Origin of the sequence: Anoxybacillus sp. FSL W8-0382, assembly GCF_038003845.1 — a bacterium.
In the GTDB taxonomy this organism is placed as follows: domain Bacteria; phylum Bacillota; class Bacilli; order Bacillales; family Anoxybacillaceae; genus Anoxybacillus; species Anoxybacillus flavithermus_G.
The window spans coordinates 2,330,337-2,355,000 of the sequence record NZ_JBBOPX010000001.1; the positions used below are offsets into that span (position 1 = coordinate 2,330,337).

Genomic DNA, 24,664 nt, shown 5'->3' on the forward strand with positions numbered 1-24,664 from the left:
CAAAAAAAAACCTTGCATGACACAAGGATTTAAACGAGTGTTTTCAATTCTTCTTTCCGGAAAAACGACCTCATTGCCTGTAACACATCCGACTTTTGTTTCAAAATGTAGTAGCGAAACTTTTCATCTTTAATATGCTTATATGCGGACATGAGAGTCGAATGCCGATTGTACTGATACAACTATAAACGCTGTACACTTCTGCGTATTAAAGTTTAACTCATATTTCGCACCTTGGTAGGGCGGAACAAAAGGATTTTTTATTCAGTTTTTTAGAATAACTTTTAAACCAACACCAAAAGCGATGGTATCCTTTTTTTACCATCGTTGGTCGTTCTTTATCCCATTAGACGTAAATGCTCTCGTCCATCCCTAATCCTTGCAGAATCCTTCGCTGCTCGTACGTGAGCGGTTGACCTAACGCGCGTTGAATTCGTCCATCCGGCAGTTCCAACAGGACGACTCTGACATACCAAAACAATTGAAAAATCGCTTGTCCGGTCGGTCGGGTCAGTTTCCGGCCTCCCGCGCCCTTTAATGGGTGTTCCGGGGTGATGAACTGACGCACCCGGCGCTGGAAGACGCGGTAAATCGCCAAGGCCAACAGAAACAAATAGCCCAATACCGCGACCCGTTCCGGTTTTTTTACGTAAATCTCATCCGTAAAGAACGGGTCTTTCAAGAAAGAGAAGTTCATTTCCACCGAGATTTGGCCTTTATACAACTTCAAGATCTCTTTCGCATCCATCGGTTGACCTTTCCATTCCTCCGGAACTGTCGTGACAAGGACAAACCGGGACGCTTTCCGTCTCGCCTGTTCCCACGCATCTTGGTCGAATTCCACGTTCAAGCGAAGGGCGTACAGCGTTTCCATGTCCGGTTCCGCCCCTTTTTTCGGACGTCCGCGCCGTTTTTTCGGACGCACGATCGCTTCGACCGACGCCTCGACGCGATGGAACCGGAGACGAAGGGACGCCTTTAGAGACGCTAGGGCTTGTTCGGCGTCTTCCCGGCACGAAAACAGACGGCTTTCCCACTGGGTTTGTTTCTGCCGAAGAAGCTCTGCTTCTTGGTTTCGCTCTTTTTCGAGCGTCTTTCCTTTTCGTTGGTCGAGCGCGCTGGATTCAACGACGATCAACCGGACCGAATGACCTTCGTACGTCGATGTCGTTTCCCACACCCGGTAGGTGGCTCCGTTTTTCTCCGCTAAGGAGAACGGATCGCTCCACGGCGTGTCTTGGGCATCAGCTTTAGCCAGCGCGGTTTTGACGATCCGGAGCGAAGAAGGGCCTCTTGTGATCAAAAAGGCGTTGGCGGCCTTCGTTTGCGCCAGTGTGTCTTTCGTCATGGCGGCAGAATCGGCAACATAAATCCATTCATCTTCGATCTTCGCCTGCTTCAGCTGTTTCTGCACACGGGACAACACCTCGGGATTCCACGTCTTATCCGGCAGGTTGCCGTCGTGTACATCGCCATAAAACGGGATGCCATCCTCGTTGCCAATCAGCCCAAATCCGATCTGCTTTTGCCAACGATGATGCCGGTTGTAGCCATGCGTAATCTGCAAGGCATCCGGCGAGGCCGATTCATACGCGCCATAAACGGTCTTGTCCGTCGTATCGGCGTGGAAGACGCGAAGAGAGAGGCCTTCTTTCTTGTAGATCTGCACGAGGCAAGACGAAAGGACTTGATGGATATTCGCCTCATACAGGCGATCCAAATGACGCGCGATGGCATCGTCGTTGAACCAAGACGGCTCCAGCCCTGGCCGAATCAGCTTCGGCAAATCGATGTCATGCGCCCATTGTTCCAAATGAACGAGCGCTTGCCGGCCGCTCAAGATATCCAGAACGATTAGTTTGACGATATCGCTGGCTCGAGTTTGGCATTGCGGATCCACGGGAACGAGACGATCAATCAACTGAGGAAGGTCAAGATCTTTGAACAGGGCGCTTATTATATTCAAATAAGAACTTTCATAAATGGCCCGAATTTGAACGTCCATGATGAGCAAACTCCTTTGCTTTCCTTGTATTACAAGGTTTTATTCGACAGGAAGATAAAAAAATCCTCCCGATTTTTGTCGAGAGGGTGCGAAATGTGAGGTTTAATTTATAATATCTAATAAATATTATACACTGTGGGAGATGTATCCTCTACTGTAATACAGATTGATCTTTAGGAAGCATTTAAAAAAGGCATCATATTAATTGATGCCTTGTAATTTTAAGATTCTTAGTGTTCTTGGTTTACCGAGTTCCCATGTAATATAACCTGCTCTTCGTAATTTTTCTAGATGAGCGAAGTTTCTTACCATTTTTTATTCCTGTAAATAACCTGCTTTCACCAAAGCTTCCAAATACTCATCCAAAATAGGGTTCCCTTCTACACAATCTGCTGGATCAATTCCTTTAAATACCTTTAGTTCATGATATAATTTCTCACACATTGCACCTTGCATTTGAAAACCACTGACATATTGTCTATCTATACTTTCTAAAATAACTGCTATTAGTCTTCCCTCTGCAAAATTAGTATATCTAACCTGCAAATCATAATCTTCATCACTCGGTTGCGGAAGAAGAAGTTCACCAGCCGCCCTCATCTCTTGAATACACTCTCTCATTCTATCAATGTCCGCTTTCTCTTTCTCACTATACAAACTATTCAAAATCTCCTCATTTTGAATAAAGTAACTTTTCACAAATGTTGAATAATCAACAAAAGGATCTTTTTTAAACTCTATAAACTCATTGACAGGAACTTCAACCGCTTTATATTTCTTTTTTAATATATTGTCTACCTCAGTTGGTACCGTCAAGAATTTTGTGTAATGTAAAATAGATAGGGTATCTCTGAAATAGATTTAGAATAGAGGGGAGACTGGTTTCCTCCACACAAGAGACTGAATATTCAGTCTCTTGTGTGGAAAGGGAGAATCCCCTTATTTTGTTTATTTACAATATTTGGTTAATTGTAACGTTCTTCAAACATTCGTTGAAGGGCTTCATGCGCTTCGGCAAATCCTCGCAACTTTCGCCCTGCCCATTTCTCATTAAAATCTTGAATGGTCAAATACACGATTTTTTCAGCGGCTTCTAAACTATTCAAACTGTTCATCGGTTTTAGGCGTTTCCGAATTTCCTTGATCGTTCGTTCGATGGCATTGGTCGTATAAATCACACTTCGAATACTGCTTGGATAATCCATAAATGTAAGGAGAACATCCAACTCATTGGCCCAAGATTGAACTTCTCTCGGATACTTGCTTGACCATTTCGACTCAAACTGTTGAAACATTTGTAACGCCATCTCCTTATTCGGCGCGCGATAAATCAGTTTGAGATCCTCTGCCACTTCAAATTGATCTTTTTTTCGAACACGGCTGAGGGTGTTACGGACTTTGTGAACGACACAACGCTGCACATCGGCTTTCGGATAAACCGCCTTAAAGGCTTCCTCCAACCCCGGTAGTCCATCGAATACGCCCAGAAGCACTTCCTTGACGCCTCTTTGATAGAGGTGTTGAAGGATTTCCTGCCATACATAGGCGCTTTCTTGTCCTCCCACAAAGAAATCAAGAATTTCGCGATATCCTTCTTCGTTCACCCCTAACACCACATAAATGACTTCTTTCTCCACGGTTTCGCGACGAAGTTTTACGTATAAACCATCCAAATATAAAACCGAATAACGCTGATGTAGAGGACGATTGTGCCATTTCTCGATGTCTTCCTTCACTACATCGGTAATACGACTGATTGTCGTTGGAGAATAGGCATTTCCTAAAATTCGTTCGATAAACTTGCCAATTTCCCTCGTACTCATGCCACTTTGATACATTTTGATGACGGCTTCCTCGAGCCAACCAGTATGACGTTGGTAAGGGGCAAACAGCTGCGTTTGAAATTCCCCATTTCGATCCCTTGGGACCAAAAGGCCTTCAATTCGGCCATATTGCGTATCTAGATTTCGTTGATAGTAGCCGTTTCTCATATTCGATGTTCCGGCCTGTTCGATTTCGAGGAAATGTTTGATTTCTTCCCGCATGATCAGTTCTAATTTTTCCTTTACAAACTGACGAATGACACTTTCCAGTTGATTTGCCCAGTCGACATTCGGTATACTTTTGGACATAGGTAGGGTTCTCCTTTCTCTGGAATATTTGGGTTCAATCAGAGAATACCCTACCTTTTTTCTTTTGGTCTAGCAAAATGCTTTACACAAAATTTTATACATCATCCCTCAGTTACTAAAAACTTATGAGGCATATTTAATTGTTGGTATTTTTTAAGTAAGTTATTTTTCAAGTGATTTTAACCTCCCTATTAATAGAATGAGTGCCCTCCACTTCTATTATAGTAACTATTCACCCCGATAGTAGTATGTAAAGAAGCGCAACACAAATAGGGCATCCCCGTAATAGAAAATGCCCTAAGTGGTAGAAAGAACACGATCGAGCGTGTCGCCTGTCAACAGAAGACATAACGAATCCCACACGTTTTTTTCGTGTTTCGTCAGTGTGGAAACGATACTTCTTGTGATACAAAAAGACTGGGCGAATGTTTCTTCGCGAAATGTACCCGAAATGTTCTCTTTCACTTTGACCATGCGAAGATCGCGTTCGGCTTGGTTGTTGTCAAAGGGAACATGCACTTCACGTAAGAAACGCAACGCTTCTTCCTTTCGTTTCTGAAGCCGTCGAACAAAAGCGAGTGCTTTTTTCGGAAGAGGCGTCGCCGTTTCCAATCGGTGTTGTGCTCTTTCTAGGATGCGATCATACACTCGTTCCCATCGTTTCGCTTCTTCTTCGGAAAGCGCACCGTGATGAGCTTCGACGGCCTGTTTGGCGGCTAACAGAAACGTCGTCATGCGCGATGCCCATATATGCCCTTGTTCGATGAAACCCTTCAATTCACGCAAATGATGGGCGTGACAAAGGGCATGGATGGCTTGTGTGTATTTCGTATACGTAACGAACCCATCGTGCATCATCGTCCCTTGATATCGCGGAAGAATCCCGATGTCATCGGTCGCTTTCTTTCCATGAGAAACGTGAGGAGCCAAGTACGTATATTTCGATGTACACGCGACATGCACCCATGCGAGTTTTCCATTGATGCGCAAACTCGTTTCATCGACATGCAGGATGTTGGATTCAAGTAAGGCGTCTTCGATGACGTCCATATTTGATTCCAGCGCTTCGCGTCCTCGTTTCACCATATTGGCAAGAGTTCCCGTACTAATCGAGTGTTGATATAACGCTTCGATTGTATCACTTAAACGCTTGTACGGGATCAATTGGATATGATGTAAATAAACAACGAGCGCAGTAAGGCGTGGACCGTATTGCACATGATTCGTGACATGGGATGGGAATTCGGCTTGTTGCACGCATCGACAATGCGGACACGATTTCACTTCACGTTCATGTTGTGTCACCTCGATCGCCACAGGAGGGACATCAAACACTTGACGGATATCGACTTTGAACGGTTTGACGTCACGCAAAGAAACCCCACATCCTTGACACGTATGCACACGGTGGACGACACGATGATGTGGATGTTCCACTTGACGGAGCGTCGTTCCTTGATGTCCTTCTTGTCCGCCTGGCTTGTTGCCAGATGGTTGACGAGAAGAACGTGTGTTGGCAAAACGGTCAGAAGATGGGGGCAAATGGCTATTAGAGCTGTTTTTTTTCGTGCGTGCTTCCAGCTCTTGAACACGGTACTTCAGTTGTTCATTTTCTTTGCGTAGTTGTTTGTTTTCGTGACGCAAATGTTCATTTTCTTGAACGAGTTGATGAATGAGCTGTTTTTGTTGTTGAACTTTGCCGATTAAGCTTTCAACTGTAAATACAGCTTGTTGTACCGTCAACATGCGATTCACCTCCTTGTCTATCAGTATTCACATCATAGACAAGGAAAGAAGAAAATATTCAGCTCACTTTATGATGTGGCTGAATAGTTACAAAAATCTTATTAATGACTCTCAAGCACGGAATTGAGAGTATACATTTTTTGTTCTAGAAGCTTATATGTTTCTTGTTCCTTAATTCGTATGTTAATTTGTGCAATCTCCTGTAAATGGTTTTTCAGCGCTTTCACAAAATCATGAGCAAATTTTGTTTTATCATAAAAAAGAAAGGATTCCACCTCATCATTTGTAACATTTACGGCTTCGATTTTGATTTGTTGTCCTTTCACTATGAAAAAATAATCATAAACAGAACCAAATCCAGAGATGCGGAACGGCTTATTCTCTTTGTTGGCTATCATCTCCATAATACCAACAGCCATACTTAGCAAAGCTGTGCCATAGAGGGTCGCAATATTGATCGTCATTTGTTCGATACCGTTATGAACAGTCATATACATTTCACAACTAAAAAAACTATTGAGATTTTCACTTTTGAGTGTTTCTCTCCAATCTCCTTCCCAGTCCTCTAATGAGATTTTGATACCCATAATATATCCTCCTCGTTTTTTACTGTTTCGTAACTACACTTATTCCTTTTGTTGGATAGGAAGTTCGAATGATTCCATCCTTACTTACAATGGTAATCATTTCACTAATACCATATTTATTGGGATTATATACATATTCCATTGTCCCATCTGGATGTTTTGTCCGAATTCCTCCTTTTTCTACACTCTCCATTATTAAGTTTTTAATTTCCCCTTCACCCATATGCTTTGGAAATAACGTCTTTCCTTTCTTTCCAATTACATGACCATCAACAATATGCTTCCAACCTTCTTTCGAGTTCCCTTCCATTAAAATAGCCCTGCTATTGTACTTTAAAACCTTTCCCATTCCAGCTACAACATCTACTATTTCACCTTTACCGTATTTTTTTAGTGTAACTATTCACTCCGATAGTAGTATGTAAAGAAGCGCAACACAAATAGGGCATCCCCGTAATAGAAAATGCCCTAAGTGGTAGAAAGAACGCGATCAAGCGTGTCACCCGTCAACAGAAGACATAACGAATCCCACACGTTTTTTTCGTGTTTCGTCAGTGTGGAAACGATGCTTCTTGTGATACAAAAAGACTGGGCGAATGTTTCTACGCGAAACGTACCCGAAATGTTCTCTTTGACTTTAACCATGCGAAGATCGCGTTCGGCTTGGTTGTTGTCAAAGGGAACATGTACTTCACGTAAGAAACGCAACGCTTCTTCCTTTCGTTTCTGAAGCCGTCGAACAAAAGCGAGTGCTTTTTTCGGAAGAGGTGTCATCGTTTCCAATCGATGTTGTGCTCTTTCTAGGATGCGATCATACACTCGTTCCCACCGTCTCGCTTCTTCTTCGGAAAGTGCACCGTGATGGGCTTCGACGGCTTGCTTGGCGGCTAACAGAAACGTGGTCATGCGCATCGCCCACGTATGCCCTTGTTCGATGAATCCTTTTAACTCACGCAAATGGTGGGCATGACAAAGGGCATGGGTGGCATGTGTGTATTTCGGATACGTACCGAACCCATCGTGCATCATCGTCCCTTTGTATTGTGGAAGAATCCCGATCTCATCCGTTGCTTTCTTTCCACGAGAAGCGTGAGAAGCCAAGTATGTATATCTCGATGTACACGCGACATGCACCCATGCGAGTTTCCCATTGATGCGCAAACTCGTTTCATCGACATGCAGGATGTTGGATTCAAGTAAGGCGTCTTCGATGATGTCCATATTTGATTCCAGCGCTTCGCGTCCTCGTTTCACCATATTGGCAAGGGTTCCTGTACTAATCGAGTGTTGATATAACGCTTCGATTGTATCACTTAAACGCTTGTACGGGATCAATTGGATATGATGTAAATAAACAACGAGCGCAGTAAGGCGTGGACCGTATTGCACATGATTCGTGACATGGGATGGGAATTCGGCTTGTTGCACGCATCGACAATGCGGACACGATTTCACTTCACGTTCATGTTGTGTCACCTCGATCGCCACAGGAGGGACATCAAACACTTGACGGATATCGACTTTGAACGGTTTGACGTCACGCAAAGAAACCCCACATCCTTGACACGTATGCACACGGTGGACGACACGATGATGTGGATGTTCCACTTGACGGAGCGTCGTTCCTTGATGTCCTTCTTGTCCGCCTGGCTTGTTGCCAGATGGTTGACGAGAAGAACGTGTGTTGGCAAAACGGTCAGAAGATGGGGGCAAATGGCTATTGGAGCTGTTTTTTTTCGTGCGTGCTTCCAGCTCTTGAACACGGTACTTCAGTTGTTCATTTTCTTTGCGTAGCTGTTTGTTTTCTTTCAACAGTTGCTCAATGACTTGTTGTTGGTGAGTAATGAGCTGCTTTTGTTGTTGGACTTTGCTGATTAAGCTTTCAACTGTAAATACAGCTTGTTGTACCGTCAACATGCGATTCACCTCCTTGTCTATCAATATTCACATCATGGACAGGAAAAGCAAAAAATATTCAGCTCACTTTATGATGTGGCTGAATAGTTACTTTTTAGTAAATCAAAAACCTTTCCCGCTTTCACTACTTTTCCTGCAGGAAAAAGTCCTATGAGGGAGATAATTTTCTCGGGATTGCTTGAATTCGGATCAAAAAGCGTACGGATATCATCAAGTACTAAAAAATCGAGGCCTTCTTTAGCCGCATCAAGCAAAAACTCTCCAGCTTTCTGTAACCAGCTAACTGCTGATTTAGTCCAACTAGTTGCACTAGTAAACAAGGTTTTTGATGTATTATATATATTATACTGATTCTCAAAACGTTGCCTAGATTCTTGAGAAATTTCCACTCTATCTTTCTGTCCTGTGATATCATTATTTTTAATTTGAATCAAGGCATTATATGTTTGCTTTCCTGCAATACCATCGGCTGTAATTCCCACCTTCTTCTGAAATTCCTTCACAGCCTTCTCTGTATTTGCTCCATAAACTCCATCAATTCCCCCAGGGTTAAATCCGGCTTTGTAAAGCCAAGATTGCAGCGTTTTCACATAATCATTTCGATCACCTCTTTTTAGCGTTTGCCCACTCCATAAATTATTTGCAAAGTTAGATGGATAAGTGACTCTACCAACACTATCCACAACGTACATTTTTGATCCTCCTAGTTATTTTTTGTTTATTATCATATCAGACAACCATCATGAAAAATGTCGAAACATGTCGCAAAAAACAAAAAAACCCCCTGCCAAAAGGCAGGGTTCCCATGGAGTAAGCCTATTCTTTAAGTAGAGCAGGATGAGTATAGTATTGTGTAGCTACTGATTGATGACCTTGTTCCTGAGGATCACCTTGTGCGTAAGCTAGAAAAAGCGATTGACTTCTCTTTTATTTACGACATTGTCAAAGACCCATACTCACCCGATCATGGACGACCAAGTATTGATCCGGTTGTGTTGTTCAAAATGTACTTGATCCGTTATATCTTCGGCATTCGTTCGATGCGTGAAACGGTGGAACAAATTCGAACCAACGTGGCATATCGGTGGTTTTTAGGGTTGAGTCTTCATGATCCTGTCCCACATCATTCGACTCCAAGCAAAAATTATGCACGACGTTTTGCAGGTACAGACGTCTTTCAAAAGATTTTTTCAAGAATTCTCGAAGAAGCCTTTCAACACGGGCTGGTGGATCCAAGTGTCGTATTTGTTGACTCTACCCATGTAAAGGCGAGTGCAAACAAAAGAAAATTCAACACCGAAGTGGCAGAAGTCGAAGCGAAAGCGTATCAAGAGGAATTGGAAAAAGAGATTGAACGAGACCGGATCGCACACGGAAAATCTCCATTACCGCCAGAAACAGATAAAAAAAACGAGAAGTAAAGATCAGTAAGACGGATCCCGAGAGTGGGATGTTTGTGAAAAATGAACGCGAACGAGTATTTGCTTACTCTTATCACACGGCTTGCGATCGCCATGGCTGGATCCTCCAATCCTATGTCACGGCGGCAAACGTGCATGATAGTCAAGCCTTTTTTGAACTGTTTGAACGAGTCAAAAAGGAAGTGAAGCTGTGCATCGATGCAGGATACAAGACGCCAGCCATTGCGAAATACCTATTAGAACAAGGGATTGATCCGATTTGGCCATATACGCGTCCAAAGACGAAAGAGGGGTTCTTTCGGAAATCTGAATTTGCATATGACGAACATTTTGACTGTTACCTTTGTCCCAATAACCAAGTGTTATCTTATTCAACAACGAATCGGGAAGGCTATCGGGAATATAAATCCAATCCATCTGTGTGCAAGACGTGTCCTTATCTAGAAAAATGCACAGAAAGCAAAAGCCACACGAAAGTGGTCACACGCCATGTTTGGCAAGATTACTACGAAGAAGCCGAGCACTTACGATATGTGCCGGAGCATCGAGAATTGTATGAGCGGAGAAAAGAGACAATCGAACGAAATTTTGCAGATTTGAAAGGGAAGCATGGTCTGCGCTGGACGAATTACCGTGGATTGGAAAGAAACCAGATGCAGGCGATGCTTGTTTGTGCTGCGATGAATTTAAAGAAATTAGCAAACTGCCTATGGAGAATGGGCATCTCCCCATAGCCATCAAGTTAAGCATTTGGGCCTTTGTACACCGTTAAAAACATGGTATCCTTTCTAGCGAATACTCTTCGTTAGAAAGGATTTTTTCTATGGAAAATCAAATGCAAGCATGGATGAAAACCATCCGCCAACTTTTCTCGCCTGAGACATTGACTCATCTTGCTCAAGAAACAGGATTTATCCAACGAAAACGAGCATTAACGGCAGAAGCATTTTTGACTCTTTGTGCATGGGGAGATGGCTCACTGGCACAACAATCACTCCAACGGTTATGTACGTCTCTCACGCTCCGCCATGACTGTTCCCTGTCCAGCGAAGGATTGAATCAGCGCTTTACCGAGCGAGCCGTGGCGTTTTTGCGAGAAGTGTTTTTCCTTCTCCTCCAACGACAACGCCCATTGCTTTGGTCCACCATCCAAACCTACCGGACGTGTTTTACTCGCTTGCGGATTTTGGATTCGACCAGTTTTTTGGTTCCTGCCGACTACGGGGAGGACTACCGAGGTTCCGTCTCATCAGGAGCGAAAATTCAGTTTGAATATGACTTGTTGTCTGGTGCCTGTCTTCAACTATGCGTTCAATCGGCCAATGACTCGGACGCCCGTTTTGCCTATCATGCCCAGCACACGATTTTGCCGAATGACCTATGTATTCGGGATTTGGGCTTTTTCTCCGTTGCCGCACTAACCGAGATCGACGCCCGAGGAGCGTATTATATTACTCGGCTCCGTTCCGATATGAAAGTGTATATCAAAGAGAATAGCCAGTGGAAGGAATGGGATTGGGAATCTCTTGGGAATCAATTAAAGGAAGGGGAATCAGTAGAAATGGAACATGTATACATCGGGCATGAGCGTTTGTATATCCCACGCTTGATTTTTCGACGTTTGACGGAAGAAGAATGGCAAAAACGGATGGCGTATGTGCGAAAAAGGGAAAAAAGAAAAGGGAAGGCGCTGACACGCCAAACCCTCGAACAAAAGAAATACCACATCTTACTGACTAATTTACCACAAGAGTCGTTTGATGGGCAACAGGTTTATGGGCTTTATTCTTTGCGGTGGCAAATTGAACTGCTGTTTAAAGCGTGGAAGTCCGTTTTTGATTTGGAGAAAGTGAAGAAGATGAAGAAAGAACGGTTCGAATGCCATGTATATGGGACGTTGATTGCCATTTTGGTGACTCAAACCTTTCTGTTTCAAGCTCGAACGTATTGGCAACAAACAGAAGGGATTCAAATCAGCGAACGGAAAGCACTAGATGTTCTCCAATCCTATTGGCAACAACTGCTTTTGCGCCTATCCAAGGAAGAAATCAGCCTTTCTTCTCCCCTCCTTCTATTGAGAAAACATGGAAGAAAGGATCGAAGGAAAGGAAAAGAAACGGCATCGGATCTCTTGGTTAAATTGGGTATTTATTGATTAGATTCATAAAAACGCCAAATAACCCTCTCCAAGAGGGTTATTTGGCATGCCTAAAACATGTGGTATTCTTTTTCTTCAGCTAATGATCACAAACATTGCGTATGGACACAACGACCCTTAACACTAAACTTGACGGGTATGGGGCATCTCCCCTCTTTTTCACTTATGTATGTCGTTATTTTCGTCGGTTCATCGAGGAAAACAAATATCAAAATAGAACAAAATGGTTGTGAGGCAGTTGCCTTACAACCATTTTGCCAACAGTCTGAAGCCAGCCGGTTATACGGCTGGCTTTTGCATGATATTTTCCTAACCCATAGAACTGAGTTTTCAACCGATCTCGTCATGAATAGAAAACCGCGTCTATTTTAAGATGTGCCATTATACAAATGCCTTATTTTCTTCTTTTCGGAAGAAACTTTTCATTGCCTGTAACACGTCTGATTTTTGTTTTAAAATGTAGTAACGGAATTTTTCATCCTTAATATGTTTATATGCTGACATAAGGGTAGAGTGACGATTGTACTGATTCACTTCTCCATATCCAAACATATTCGATACTTTCATTAATTCTTGCACAAGCTTGACACAGCGGGCGTTATCGGACGTTAAATTATCGCCATCGGAAAAGTGAAATGGATAAATGTTATACTTCGTCGGTGAATAGGTCGTTTCAATGACTTCAAGTGCCTTTCGATACGCTGATGAACATATCGTCCCGCCACTTTCCCCTTTTGTAAAAAATTCTTCTTCCGTTACAATTTTCGCTTCAGTATGATGCGCGATAAAAACAATATCGACCGTTTCGTATTTCGTCCGTAAAAATCGCGTCATCCAAAAGAAGAAGCTTCTAGCCATATACTTTTCCCATACGCCCATTGATCCGCTCGTGTCCATCATTGCGATGACAACCGCTTTCGAATCCGGCTTAATGACTTCATTCCACGTTTTAAATTTTAAATCTTCGGGATAAATTGGATAAAAACTCGGATTGCCACTTAATGCATTTCGTTTAAACGCAGCCATCATTGTTTTTTTCTTGTCGATGTTCCCCATCAATCCCGTTCGGCGAATATCGTTAAACTCAATATGTTGCACAACATGATCAGCGTGTTGTTTTTTCCTTAAGTCTGGAAGTTCTAATTGACTGAATAACGCTTCTTCAAGTTCCATTAGAGATACTTCTGCTTCATAATAATCTTGCCCTGCCAAATCACCTGCCCCTTGCCCTTTTCCGGGTCCTTTTTGACCGTCACCAGAACCGTCGCGCGCAATAACATCACCAACTTGACTGTCCCCATCGCCTTGGCCGACGTGCTTATTTTTGTCATAGTTGTAACGAATTTTATATTCATCTAACGAACGAATCGGAATCTTAATGACATCGCGACCGTTGGACATAATGATGCTTTCTTCTGTAATTAAGTCACCGAGATTATTTTTAATTGCCTCTTTCACTTTTTCTTCGTGCCGTTTTTGATCATCGTGGCCTTTTCGATGGAGGGACCAATCTTCCTTTGACACAATGAAGTTTCTACTCATTTTTTCCCCTCCTACATATGAAATAATCATGCACAAATTCTTTTTCCTCGCATACACTATGTTGGCTAATAAAAAATCATAAATGAATGGCTAGTTACTTTATCCTATGCGACGACCGAAAAAAATTGACAAATGATTGCGAAAATTGTTCAAATCCCTTTCTGAAGGACAAGCCTGTTTTATACGATGCTGTAGATGAGCAAATTTACTAACATAAATTTACAACCAAACAAAAAAGAAGACATGAACCCGATTCCTTGGTTAGAATAGATGTGCCAACAAACCATTCACAAGGAGGTTCATGTCTCATGAATAGATTAGCACATCACCAAGGAATCCACAAGTTTTTGACGATGTTGGGGTTGGCCCTTTATTTCTCGAAACCTGTCATGAAGCATCTCGTTCATATCGTGGATGCGATGATTACAAAGGGCTTTTCGGGAACGCTGACCGATCTACATCATGGGAGTTTTCATCCGAACCATCGCACGACACTGAGCCATTTTTTCACGAAAAGCCCATGGGAGGAAGAGACGCTGCTTCGCAAACTCCAACAGTGGGTGCTTCATCGTGTCGAACGCAGCTCGAAACGAGAGAATCAACCCATTTTTGTTTCGATCGATGATACGATTTGCCAAAAAACGAAGCCCTCGTCACGGGCAACACACGCCATTCAAGGGTGTGATTGGCACTATTCTCACGCAGAGAAAAAGTCGATCTGGGGACATTCTCTCGTTTGGCTCATGGTTCATACGATGACCCAAGCGTTTCCTTTTGCCTTTCGCCTCTACGACAAGACGGCGGGGAAAAGCAAAGGGGAACTCGCGATCGAGATGCTTTCTTCGTTGGATGTGAGTCGCCCCGTTTATGTGCTCATGGACTCTTGGTATCCATCGAAAACCCTCGTGGGAGCCTGCTTGAAAAAAGGGTTCCACGTCATCGCGATGCTGAAGACGAATCGGATTCTCTATCCAAAAGGGACGGCCATTCAAGCAAAGGAATTTGCCAAATCTATGGAGCCACGGGATACCCGCCTCGTCACGGTGGGAAAAGAGCGTTATCGGGTGTATCGCTACGAAGGTGCTCTGAACGGTCTCAAGGATGCCGTGGTGCTGCTCGCATGGAAAGCCGATCAGCCGATGACGCCGAAACATCTTCATTGCGTCTTGAGCACCGATCGCGAGCTAAGCGATGAAGAGATCTTGCGCTACTATGCTGCACGTTGGTCGATCGAATGTTTTTTCCGTCAAGCGAAAGACCAGCTGAAACTCGATGGATACCGCGTTCGCGGGCGTCGGGCGGTGAAACGGTATTGGATCTTGGTGCAACTTGCGTATATGTACAGCATGTTCGAGTCGAACAGTGATTTTTCGGATGGGCTCGATCTCCTGCGCAAGAGAAAAGGACATAGCCTCGTGGAGTTCATTTACCGTGCAGCGAAACAAAATATTCCCATTGATACCGTGAAAAAACAGCTCCACGTGGCATAAGGGGTACCCTGTTTGTCTCTTTTTAAATGGTAATTATTGTAACGAAAATTGCTCAACTACAGTACGATGATAAAACAAAGCATGCCAAGTGCGGCATGCTTTATCGGTTTAACAAGCTTCCGACGTAACGAAGCAATTCATTTGCTGAAGTGGAGTTATAACCATACTCATCAATTAACCGCGCAACAACTTCATTAATTTTCTTGAGTTGTTGTTCATCAGGTGTTTTTGTAGACGTCGTAATTTTGACAATATCTTTTAAGTCTGCAAACAACTTTTTCTGGATCGCTTCACGCAACCGTTCGTGCGAATTGTAATCGAATCGTTGACCTTTGCGGGCATATGCTGAGATACGAATTAAAATTTCTTCACGAAATGCTTTTTTCGCATTCTCCGAAATGCCAATTTGCTCTTCAATCGAACGCATCAGCTTTTCATCTGGATTCATTTCTTCTCCTGTGAGCGGGTCCCGAATTTTCGCTCTGTTACAATACGCTTCTACATTATCTAAATAGTTATCCATTAACGTTTTTGCTGATTCTTCATACGAATAGACGAACGCTTTTTGTACTTCACGTTTTGCAATTTCATCGTATTCTTTTCTTGCAATCGAAATGAAATTTAAATAACGTTCCCGATCTTCTTTTGAAATAGACGGATGATGCTCTAGCCCTTCTTTTAATGCTCGCAATACATCTAATGCATTAATGGACGGCACTTCTTTTCGAATGATACAAGACGAAATACGATTAATAACATAACGTGGATCAATACCACTCATTCCTTCATCTGGATATTCTTTTTTCAGCTCTTCGACATCCACTTCATTAAATCCTTCAACTAACTCACCGTCATACAAGCGCATTTTTTTCACAAGGTCGATATCACCGCGCTTCGGCTCTTTCAATCGCGTTAAAATGGTAAACATCGCTGCTACCCGCAGCGTATGCGGTGCAATATGCACATCTTCTACGTCACTTTCGCGAATCATTTTTTCATAAATACGCTCTTCTTCTGACACTTTTAAGTTATATGGAATCGGCATGACGATAATTCGCGAATGAAGCGCCTCATTTTTCTTATTAGCAATAAACGAACGATACTCTGTTTCATTCGTATGAGCAACAATGAGCTCATCAGCACTAATAAGTGCAAAACGTCCCGCTTTAAAATTTCCTTCTTGCGTCAAAGAAAGTAAATGCCATAAAAATTTTTCATCACATTTCAGCATCTCTTGAAATTCCATAATGCCGCGATTTGCTTTGTTTAACTCCCCATCAAAGCGATATGCGCGCGGATCCGATTCGGACCCATATTGAGCAATCGTAGAAAAATCAATGCTTCCTGTTAAATCAGCAATATCTTGGGACTTCGGATCGGATGGGCTGAACGTCCCGATTCCGACACGTTTATCTTCTGAGAAAAAGATGCGTTCAACCATCACATCTTCAATGCGCCCACCGTATTCTTTTTCAAGCCGCATCATATTTAATGGCGACAAATTTCCTTCGATACGAATACCGTACTCTTTATAAAACTCGTCGCGTAAATGGTGCGGGATTAAATGAAGCGGATCTTCGTGCATCGGACATCCTTTAATGGCATATACAGCACCACGATCGGTATATGAGTACGCCTCAAGCCCTCTCTTTAACATCGTCACAAGCGTCGATTTTCCGCCGCTTACTGGCCCCATTAACAACAAAATACGTTTTCGAACATCTAATCGTTTCGCAGCTGGATGAAAATATTCTTCTACAAGACGCTCTAGCGCTTCCTCAAGTCCAAACAACTGGCCGCTAAAAAAGTTGTATTTTTTCTTCCCATCCACTTCTTCTACGCCCGCATCTTTGATCATATTGTAAACGCGAGAATGAGCAGACTGAGCTACCCATGGCTTTTCTTTTACGATTTCTAAATATTCCGCAAATGTCCCTTCCCACTTTAACTTCTGTTCTTCTTCTCTATATTTTTGTATTTTTTTTAAAATGTCCATACACGGACCTCCTCCACCGTTGTGATCTAGCATTGTGATTAATACCATATGTATGCAAGGATGTCCGGGATCATTCGTGAAAGAATGACTTTCATCCCGACATGCAATTAAGCTATAATGAAAACGTGGACATTTGTTGTCACTTCATCAAGGGAGGAGATTGTATATGAAGACGCTTCTCATTCTTGGCGTAATCGCTGCCTTTTTGGTGGCGATCTTCACCGCAGGATATAATGATAAGCCAGAAGTAAAAAATTAAGCGACTTTCATTCGAAAGTCGCTTAAAATACGTTTGGAAAGTTTTGTTGTCTTAACGCTTCATACACGAGGATAGCAGCTGTGTTCGATAAATTGAGCGAACGGACGTATTCATTCATCGGAATACGCAAACAACGTTCCATGTTATTTTCAATTAAATCTTTCGGCAATCCGCTTGTTTCGCGACCAAAAACGAAAAAGTAGTCTTTCGTTTGATCGCTATAGTCAAAAGAGGTGTAATATTTTTCTCCAAACTTCGTAATAAAGAAAAATTGACCTTCCTTATATTTTTCGAAAAGCTCTTGTAATGAATCGTAATAATGAACGTTAACATACTCCCAATAATCTAATCCGGCACGCTTTAACATTTTGTCATCAGTTGAAAATCCGAGCGGTCGAATTAAATGTAATGACGTTCCTGTCGCCGCGCACGTACGCGCGATATTTCCTGTGTTTGCTGGAATTTCTGGTTGATATAAAACGACATGTAAAGCCACATTCTTCACTCCTATATTCGATCAATAATATGAAAAAACTTATATTGAATATTCGGCGTATAAGCGGTTGAATCCTCGTATGACCAATAACGCATTCTACTATTGGACGTATGGGCATTGACGAGAGGCATCCCTTGTTTATCTTTCGCGACAACGATCGTCGTGTGATCGAATCGTCCGTCCCCTTGAAAATCATAACAAATGACGTCACCAAGAGACAACTGTTCCGGCGATTTTTTTTCAACTGCTTGAATACCTGTTTTCGTTCCACTTAAATACCAACGAAATGCATGTGCAACCGTCCACGTATAGCTCCAATCGTTTTCTCGCATCCACCATCCTTTCGTTTTATTTGGATATCCGATCATCGGAATACCGCCCGCATGCAAACATTGAGAAACGAAATTTGTGCAATCAACATGGAATTGATGAAACGCGGGGTTATAATCATTCCACCATACTTCAGCATATCGTACTGCGGCTAATCGATCATACGTATAACGAACTCGTTCATCTTCATGACGTTCTTGTTTTTTTTCAACTTGTTCCGTCTCCATGTTAGGCAAAAGCGGGCGATCACTCACAAGCTCACGTCGTTCAAATATTGCTTCACGCATCTCTTGTTCCTCTTCAACATACATCCACCCGTCTTGCCAAATAAAAAAACGGAAATGAACGATGTAGCGGACGAACGTGTGAGAGGCAATATGTTTCTTTTCTATTACGACTCCTTTTCCTTCGCATTTCACAAGCTTCGCCTGTCGCTTCGCCAGCAGTTGCTTTTTTCGTTCCATTTCCTCATCCGTCACATTAGCCGCAAAAAAGGAACGAATACGCTGATCGAGAAGGGCGTGTAGCTGTTTTCTCATCTCGCTCACCACTTTTTCGTTTTTTAATACGTTATGTCAGAGATGAAAGAAAAACAACTACACATTTTCAAGCATCGCTAACGCGTTATCAATTTCTCGAATAACGTCCTCATCTTGTTCTTTTTCTTTTGCTTGCTGGAGCATCGGCACAACTTTCCTGTTTCCGATTTTCCCAAGCGCCCACGCCGCGGTTCCACGAATGACTGGACGTGAATCTTTTTGAAGCAATATCAATAAATCGTCGATGGCACTTTCATCTTTATAATGAGCTAATGCGATAATGGCATTCCGTTGAATCGGTTTTTTCCCACGCCATGCCCCCGATAAATGCCCAAACGTCTCTTTAAATTGGCGATTCGTCATATGAAGAATTGGTTTTAATAGCGGTTTCACCACTTCTGGATCCGGCTCCATCTCTGGATGGAAATGAAAGTCTTTTCCTTTATTTTTCGGACAAACAAGTTGACACGTATCACATCCGTACAATCGATTACCAATTTTATCGCGAAACTCATCAGGAATAAACGTTTTCGTTTGCGTTAAAAAAGCAATACATCGCTTCGCATTCAACTGTCCCCCTTGCACAAGTGCGCCTGTCGGACAAGCATCAATGCAGCGCGTGCATGTCCCGCATTGATCTTCAATTGGCGCATCCGGAGGAAACGGGATATTTGTAATCATTTCTCCTAAATATACGTACGATCCAAACTCTGGCGTAATAATTGAGCAGTTTTTCCCACTCCATCCGATACCTGCACGCTCGGCTACTGCCCGATCCGATAATTCTCCTGTATCTACCATTGATTTTACTTTTGCATCTGGTACACGTTCTAAAATAAATTGTTCTAATTTTTGTAAGCGATCGCGTAAAACAACATGATAATCTTGTCCCCAGGATGCGCGACAAAAAATGCCTCTTCGTTCTGTTTTCGTGCTTCGCGGTGCGTTTTTTAGCTTCGACGGATACGCGAGGGCAATTGCAATAATAGAACGTGCTTCTGGAAGCAATAAAGATGGGGTTGTCCGCTTTTCAATATCAGGCTCCTCAAATCCTGATTCATATCCGAGTTGTTGCTGGTGACGCAGTCGTTCTTTTAATTCGCTAAACGGATCCGCATGAGCAAAACCGATTTTATCAATGCCGATCGTTCGGCTATATTGAATGATTTCTTCCTTTAATGCTTCAACGTCCATCCCCGAATCCCTCCTTTCTTTGTTGTTTATGTTACAATGTAAAGAAAAAGGAGTGAACGATATGTTAACCATTTGTGACACAATAAAACAGCGCGTACCTCATTTTAAAATCGGCGTCCTTACATACGATCAAATCGTCGTCGGTCCATCCCCCAACATGCTGAAAGGGAAACTTCGCCAATTTCAAGAGTTGCTATATTTTGATATGGAACAAACTCCGTTGGCTGAATGGCCAGAAGTAAAAGAATGGCGGTCTGTATTTAAACAAATTGGCACAGATCCGAGCCGATATCGTCCTTCATCGGAAAGTTTGCTTCGTCGCGTACAGAAGCAAAGTTTTATTCCATCCATTCACTCGGCGGCCGATGTGAATAACTTTTTTTCCTTATATTATAAACTACCGATCGGCATTTATGATCGAGATCATCTAACAGGAGATATAGCCGTCACGATCGGTACACAAGCAGATGAATATATCGGCATCAATGATCGGACGACAAATTTTGATCGAAAACTCGTCACAAAAGACGCTCAAGGCCCGTTCGGCAGTCCAATCGTTGATTCGAAACGAACAATGGTTACAGAGCAAACAACAAATGCAATTCAAATCGTATATTTTCTGCCCTCATTTACAGAAACGCAATGTGAACAAATATTGCAAGCGATGAAAGAGATGTTTATTCAAATCCATGGGGGTACAGCTCATACACAACTCATCATATAACAAATACGGGGCGAAGCGAAATAAAAAAACGCAATGCCCCGTTCATCTTCGAAACGAAACACTGCGTTGTCCCCGTATGTATGGAGCGGGTGATGGGAATCGAACCCACGACATCAGCTTGGAAGGCTGAGGTTTTACCACTAAACTACACCCGCATCATTGTATTCACTATATCCACAATTGCCCTGCACGCTCAACTATGCCTCTTCCTCTTCCCGCTTACTCAACGATGATCGGTGCGTCGAGGCAACTCGTCGCTTATTCGACGATGTGTCGCTCGTGGCTGAGGTTTTACCACTAAACTACACCCGCATGCAGAAAAAGTAGAAATTTGTCGAATCAGATGCAAAAATAAAAACAGGAATCCCTGTTTCGTAATTACGTTTTACATTATATCGACTCCCCTCGGACAAGTCAATACGTTGTTCACAACTTTTTCAAAAATGCATCACTCATCTCTTTATAACTCATTTTTCCCTATAAAATCAATGCGCGCATATATGCCTGGACAATAATAGGCATCGTGGTTACAAATGAAGAAGAGATTTGACATAACACCTTTTGGTTTCATACACAATCAAATTCATATAATCAAAAACGATGATTTTTGCGAGATGGAGTCCAAAAAGCGATTTGGTACGCTTCATACAACTTTTTTTTGCAATTCGCTACTGATAAATCCTTTATCACCCAAATTAAAAGGATGAGGAATTTGGGTCATGACGGTTTCAGCTGCAGTTCGATCGTGACAGGACGCCTCCGTTACCACGTATCCCATGGGCAGTCCTTGGTTGGTCACCTGAAGATGGAGCTTAAATCCATAGTACCACTGCTTTTTCGATGCACAGAGACCGATGTCCGCGATTCCTTGAAATCGTTTGACTCGGTACATTCTTGCGGCATGGCACAACTCGAGTGGTATACTATCTACGACCGCATAGGCGTGGTGTTGTCCACGTTTGGCTAGCTCATGGCGGATCCATTTGATCGCAAAGCGCAGCGCTCGACAACGGCGATTGTATCGAGAACGTTGTAAACAAGTTCCCAGTCACAAAGCGATGCCATGCACGTTCGGAAGAGAAGCCAAGCAGCTTTCCTAAAAGATGAATAGCAATGATCACCGTATCTTCTTGTTTCACCAAATGACGATTGCGACGTTGAAGATAGAATTGAATTTGTGACAGCTGGGCAGAAACAAAAAAGAAAATGACTGCATATTGTTTTTGAATCTTTGCTTGATCTGTAGTAAAATGAAAGGGCTCTTGCATGGGAATTCTCCTTTCGAATGTTGGTTGGCACTTCCATTCTATAGGAGATCCACAAGCAAGGGCTATTTTTATGCTTACTCGATTTTATATAGCACCACGGGTTTCTAAAAAACTGAATGAAAAATCCTTTTGTTCCGCCCTACCAAGGTGCGAAATATGAGTTAGTAACAACTTGACGCGTTCGCTTTTCTTAACGAGATAATACCGCAAAAACAACAATAAAACAAGGCGGAGCGAACCGCCTTTTAGTTGTTAATCTTTCCCATCTCTTTGTTAAAATCCATGACGAGTGGCGCTATACTTCTTCCAACTGAACTTGCTTACAAATAATTTTTAACAACGGCTCTTTATAATCAAAGGTATAGATATGAAAATGGTAAAATTCGCTTGAATTTGCTTCTACATTTTCGAAGAGAATAATAGTGAACAAGCTATCAAAATGGATATCACGCCTTGACATTTCTAGTATCTCTTTTTTTATTTTGTACTCCACATCTAGGCAATCCTTAAAATGCAACGCTAATGTCCTATTTTCCTCCCTATTCTCCTGTGTATCCCAATAATAGTCTATCGTGATAGATAGGTCTAATGGATTATTCCATTTCATATCCGTTATGATACTATCCGTGAAATCAAAATGATCTTTAATTTCTTTATAGTTGTTCGCAATGATCATTTTATTCACCTACTTTCCAAAATAAAAATGCGTCAAATGTATTCGGTAAATAAAAAACAAGGGATTTCACCTTTGTGAAACCCCTTGTCCCTAAAACCTTTTCCCTATTTAACAGTGCCGATGGTGGGAGTCGAACCCACACTCCCGCAAGGGAACACGATTTTGAGTCGTGCGCGTCTGCCAGTTCCGCCACATCGGCATGGAACAATTAAATTTTATCACACAAACTTGCTTTGTCAAGCCTTTACAGTGCCGAGGGCCGGACTCGAACCGGCACGGTAGTCACCTACCGCAGGATTTTAAGTCCTGTGCGTCTGCCAATTCCGCCACCCCGGCGCATAAAAAAATGGAGGCGGCAACCGGATTCGAACCGGTGGTAAAGGTTTTGCAGACCTCTGCCTTACCACTTGGCTATGCCGCCATGAAACGAAGAGCGGAAGACGGGACTCGAACCCGCGACCCCCACCTTGGCAAGGTGGTGTTCTACCACTGAACTACTTCCGCATATATGGCTGGGGTAGCTGGATTCGAACCAACGCATCACGGAGTCAAAGTCCGTTGCCTTACCGCTTGGCTATACCCCAAAATTTTCAAGCATATATGGGGCGACTAGTGGGAATCGAACCCACGAATGCCAGAGCCACAATCTGGTGCGTTAACCACTTCGCCATAGCCGCCACGTTTTTTGGCAGGGGCAGTAGGAATCGAACCCACACCGGAGGTTTTGGAGACCTCTGTTCTACCATTAAACTATGCCCCTAAAGTCAAAATGGTGGAGGGGGACGGATTCGAACCGCCGAACCCAAGGGGAGCGGATTTACAGTCCGCCGCGTTTAGCCACTTCGCTACCCCTCCGCAGATGGTGCCGGCTGCAGGACTTGAACCCGCAACCTACTGATTACAAGTCAGTTGCTCTACCAATTGAGCTAAGCCGGCATCATTTAAAATGGTGGCTCGGGACGGAATCGAACCGCCGACACAAGGATTTTCAGTCCTTTGCTCTACCGACTGAGCTACCGAGCCGTCTAAGTAATTCACTTATATAGTGGCGATCCCGACGGGACTCGAACCCGCGATCTCCTGCGTGACAGGCAGGCATGTTAACCACTACACTACGGGACCATTTTGGTTGCGGGGGCAGGATTTGAACCTGCGACCTTCGGGTTATGAGCCCGACGAGCTACCTGGCTGCTCCACCCCGCGATGATAAAAGTAAATCAATGTTCATACATGGTGGAGGATGACGGGATCGAACCGCCGACCCCTTGCTTGTAAGGCAAGTGCTCTCCCAGCTGAGCTAATCCTCCATTGCATCTTGCCCGGCAACGTCCTACTCTCGCAGGCGGTGTCCCGCCAACTACCATCGGCGCTGGAGAGCTTAACTTCCGTGTTCGGGATGGGAACGGGTGTGACCTCTCCGCCATCGTCACCGAGCAATAATGCTTTAGACAAATGTTATTATAACGGAATATTTTTTGTTGTCAAGCATTTTTTTATTCCTTCAAAACTAGATAACAGAACAGTCGCCTTCGCTTTTCTTACTGTCTAGCTTCGAACTAACATCCTCCTACGCCTTCGCTTTTTCCGTTCGACGTGCAAGCACGTCTTCGTCAAAAGCTCTCGGCTCCGTCGGACGTTTCCTTGGCTTCGCCAAGGACCGTTCTCAGCTTTTCTTGTGTGCTTAGTTAAATCCTCGATCGATTAGTATCCGTCAGCTGCACGTGTCGCCACGCTTCCACCTCGGACCTATCTACCTTGTCATCTTCAAGGGATCTTACTCGCTTGACGCGATGGGAAATCTCATCTTGAGGGGGGCTTCACGCTTAGATGCTTTCAGCGCTTATCCCTTCCGCACATAGCTACCCAGCTGTGCTCCTGGCGGAACAACTGGTACACCAGCGGTGCGTCCATCCCGGTCCTCTCGTACTAAGGACAGCTCCTCTCAAATTTCCTACGCCCGCGACGGATAGGGACCGAACTGTCTCACGACGTTCTGAACCCAGCTCGCGTACCGCTTTAATGGGCGAACAGCCCAACCCTTGGGACCGACTACAGCCCCAGGATGCGATGAGCCGACATCGAGGTGCCAAACCTCCCCGTCGATGTGGACTCTTGGGGGAGATAAGCCTGTTATCCCCGGGGTAGCTTTTATCCGTTGAGCGATGGCCCTTCCATTCGGAACCA

The 24,664-nt window shown here is 43.4% G+C and carries 17 protein-coding genes, 14 tRNA genes, 2 rRNA genes and 3 pseudogenes (1 of these 36 running past the window's edge); 4 read left to right on the top strand and 32 right to left on the bottom strand.

Annotated features, from left to right (window positions below):
* Positions 1-29 precede the first annotated feature (29 nt).
* From NSS60_RS12310 to NSS60_RS12350, 9 genes and pseudogenes are all read right to left on the bottom strand, one after another.
* Positions 30-176: pseudogene (locus NSS60_RS12310) on the bottom strand (sporulation protein YhbH); the annotation flags it as partial.
* Positions 177-346: 170 nt separating this feature from the next.
* A complete protein-coding gene (locus tag NSS60_RS12315) occupies positions 347-2,005 on the bottom strand; it encodes an IS1634 family transposase (RefSeq protein ID WP_088223227.1) in 1,659 nt (552 codons plus the stop codon).
* Positions 2,006-2,320: 315 nt separating this feature from the next.
* Positions 2,321-2,821: a hypothetical protein gene (locus tag NSS60_RS12320; protein WP_340720883.1), complete on the bottom strand. Its 501-nt coding sequence runs from the start codon at positions 2,819-2,821 to the stop codon at positions 2,321-2,323.
* A 149-nt stretch (positions 2,822-2,970) separates the two neighbouring features.
* Complete coding sequence (locus NSS60_RS12325; RefSeq protein ID WP_340720588.1) at positions 2,971-4,137, bottom strand: IS256 family transposase; 1,167 nt, start codon at positions 4,135-4,137, stop codon at positions 2,971-2,973.
* A gap of 297 nt (positions 4,138-4,434) precedes the next feature.
* On the bottom strand, positions 4,435-5,883 hold the full coding sequence (gene tnpC, locus NSS60_RS12330) for an IS66 family transposase (RefSeq protein WP_340720647.1): 1,449 nt from the start codon (positions 5,881-5,883) through the stop codon (positions 4,435-4,437).
* 101 nt (positions 5,884-5,984) lie between these two features.
* Complete coding sequence (locus NSS60_RS12335) at positions 5,985-6,470, bottom strand: hypothetical protein (protein WP_035018887.1); 486 nt, start codon at positions 6,468-6,470, stop codon at positions 5,985-5,987.
* A 19-nt stretch (positions 6,471-6,489) separates the two neighbouring features.
* Entirely contained in the window at positions 6,490-6,819 is a 330-nt protein-coding gene (locus NSS60_RS12340) for a hypothetical protein (protein ID WP_035018890.1), read from the bottom strand.
* Between the two features lie 119 nt (positions 6,820-6,938).
* Positions 6,939-8,387: an IS66 family transposase gene (gene tnpC / locus NSS60_RS12345; RefSeq protein ID WP_088223283.1), complete on the bottom strand. Its 1,449-nt coding sequence runs from the start codon at positions 8,385-8,387 to the stop codon at positions 6,939-6,941.
* 68 nt (positions 8,388-8,455) lie between these two features.
* Positions 8,456-9,079 carry a peptidoglycan-binding domain-containing protein gene (locus NSS60_RS12350; RefSeq protein WP_004892256.1) on the bottom strand — a complete coding sequence of 208 codons (624 nt, stop codon included), beginning with the start codon at positions 9,077-9,079 and terminating at the stop codon, positions 8,456-8,458.
* A gap of 168 nt (positions 9,080-9,247) precedes the next feature.
* On the opposite strand from NSS60_RS12350, the pseudogene NSS60_RS12355 reads away from it, so the two are divergent.
* Both NSS60_RS12355 and NSS60_RS12360 read left to right on the top strand, forming a co-directional pair.
* Positions 9,248-10,542, top strand: a pseudogene (locus NSS60_RS12355) (IS1182 family transposase).
* A gap of 89 nt (positions 10,543-10,631) precedes the next feature.
* Positions 10,632-11,963, top strand: a complete 1,332-nt coding sequence (locus NSS60_RS12360; RefSeq protein WP_340720650.1) for an IS4 family transposase — start codon at positions 10,632-10,634, stop codon at positions 11,961-11,963.
* A gap of 384 nt (positions 11,964-12,347) precedes the next feature.
* Here NSS60_RS12360 and yhbH read toward each other — a convergent pair whose 3' ends face one another.
* Complete coding sequence (yhbH, locus tag NSS60_RS12365; protein WP_004892258.1) at positions 12,348-13,508, bottom strand: sporulation protein YhbH; 1,161 nt, start codon at positions 13,506-13,508, stop codon at positions 12,348-12,350.
* 308 nt (positions 13,509-13,816) lie between these two features.
* Here yhbH and NSS60_RS12370 point away from each other — a divergent pair, with 308 nt between their 5' ends.
* On the top strand, positions 13,817-14,998 hold the full coding sequence (locus NSS60_RS12370) for an IS701 family transposase (protein ID WP_088223650.1): 1,182 nt from the start codon (positions 13,817-13,819) through the stop codon (positions 14,996-14,998).
* Between the two features lie 100 nt (positions 14,999-15,098).
* On the opposite strand, the gene NSS60_RS12375 is transcribed toward NSS60_RS12370, so the two are convergent.
* The 4 genes from NSS60_RS12375 to queG form a co-directional block, all read right to left on the bottom strand.
* Positions 15,099-16,994, bottom strand: a complete 1,896-nt coding sequence (locus NSS60_RS12375; protein WP_004892261.1) for a PrkA family serine protein kinase — start codon at positions 16,992-16,994, stop codon at positions 15,099-15,101.
* Positions 16,995-17,275: 281 nt separating this feature from the next.
* A complete protein-coding gene (gene trmL, locus NSS60_RS12380; RefSeq protein WP_004892264.1) occupies positions 17,276-17,749 on the bottom strand; it encodes a tRNA (uridine(34)/cytosine(34)/5-carboxymethylaminomethyluridine(34)-2'-O)-methyltransferase TrmL in 474 nt (157 codons plus the stop codon).
* Positions 17,750-17,760: 11 nt separating this feature from the next.
* Complete coding sequence (locus tag NSS60_RS12385; RefSeq protein ID WP_004892266.1) at positions 17,761-18,618, bottom strand: amidase domain-containing protein; 858 nt, start codon at positions 18,616-18,618, stop codon at positions 17,761-17,763.
* A gap of 57 nt (positions 18,619-18,675) precedes the next feature.
* Positions 18,676-19,812 (bottom strand): tRNA epoxyqueuosine(34) reductase QueG, encoded by a 1,137-nt coding sequence (gene queG, locus NSS60_RS12390; RefSeq protein WP_340720884.1) that lies wholly within the window; start codon positions 19,810-19,812, stop codon positions 18,676-18,678.
* Between the two features lie 61 nt (positions 19,813-19,873).
* On the opposite strand from queG, the gene NSS60_RS12395 reads away from it, so the two are divergent.
* A complete protein-coding gene (locus tag NSS60_RS12395; RefSeq protein ID WP_340720885.1) occupies positions 19,874-20,536 on the top strand; it encodes a B3/B4 domain-containing protein in 663 nt (220 codons plus the stop codon).
* Between the two features lie 81 nt (positions 20,537-20,617).
* Here NSS60_RS12395 and NSS60_RS12400 read toward each other — a convergent pair.
* From NSS60_RS12400 to NSS60_RS12485, 18 genes and pseudogenes are all read right to left on the bottom strand, one after another.
* Positions 20,618-20,691: transfer RNA gene (locus tag NSS60_RS12400), tRNA-Gly, on the bottom strand.
* A gap of 442 nt (positions 20,692-21,133) precedes the next feature.
* A pseudogene (locus tag NSS60_RS12405) lies at positions 21,134-21,804 on the bottom strand (IS982 family transposase); the annotation flags it as partial.
* Between the two features lie 295 nt (positions 21,805-22,099).
* A complete protein-coding gene (locus tag NSS60_RS12410; RefSeq protein ID WP_051035038.1) occupies positions 22,100-22,480 on the bottom strand; it encodes a hypothetical protein in 381 nt (126 codons plus the stop codon).
* A 115-nt stretch (positions 22,481-22,595) separates the two neighbouring features.
* Positions 22,596-22,679 (bottom strand) — tRNA-Leu (locus NSS60_RS12415).
* 51 nt (positions 22,680-22,730) lie between these two features.
* Positions 22,731-22,816 (bottom strand) — tRNA-Leu (locus tag NSS60_RS12420).
* 11 nt (positions 22,817-22,827) lie between these two features.
* Positions 22,828-22,901: transfer RNA gene (locus NSS60_RS12425), tRNA-Cys, on the bottom strand.
* 11 nt (positions 22,902-22,912) lie between these two features.
* Positions 22,913-22,984 (bottom strand) — tRNA-Gly (locus NSS60_RS12430).
* Positions 22,985-22,989: 5 nt separating this feature from the next.
* Positions 22,990-23,064 (bottom strand) — tRNA-Gln (locus tag NSS60_RS12435).
* A 17-nt stretch (positions 23,065-23,081) separates the two neighbouring features.
* A tRNA-His gene (locus NSS60_RS12440) sits at positions 23,082-23,157 on the bottom strand.
* Positions 23,158-23,166: 9 nt separating this feature from the next.
* Positions 23,167-23,240: transfer RNA gene (locus NSS60_RS12445), tRNA-Trp, on the bottom strand.
* Positions 23,241-23,250: 10 nt separating this feature from the next.
* Positions 23,251-23,335 (bottom strand) — tRNA-Tyr (locus tag NSS60_RS12450).
* A 5-nt stretch (positions 23,336-23,340) separates the two neighbouring features.
* Positions 23,341-23,416 (bottom strand) — tRNA-Thr (locus NSS60_RS12455).
* Positions 23,417-23,427: 11 nt separating this feature from the next.
* Positions 23,428-23,503 (bottom strand) — tRNA-Phe (locus NSS60_RS12460).
* Between the two features lie 23 nt (positions 23,504-23,526).
* Positions 23,527-23,602, bottom strand: a tRNA-Asp gene (locus NSS60_RS12465).
* Between the two features lie 4 nt (positions 23,603-23,606).
* Positions 23,607-23,683 (bottom strand) — tRNA-Met (locus tag NSS60_RS12470).
* A 28-nt stretch (positions 23,684-23,711) separates the two neighbouring features.
* Positions 23,712-23,787, bottom strand: a tRNA-Val gene (locus tag NSS60_RS12475).
* A gap of 10 nt (positions 23,788-23,797) precedes the next feature.
* Positions 23,798-23,914 (bottom strand): 5S ribosomal RNA (gene rrf, locus NSS60_RS12480).
* A gap of 247 nt (positions 23,915-24,161) precedes the next feature.
* Positions 24,162-24,664: ribosomal RNA gene (locus NSS60_RS12485) — 23S ribosomal RNA — on the bottom strand (it continues 2,423 nt past the right edge of the window).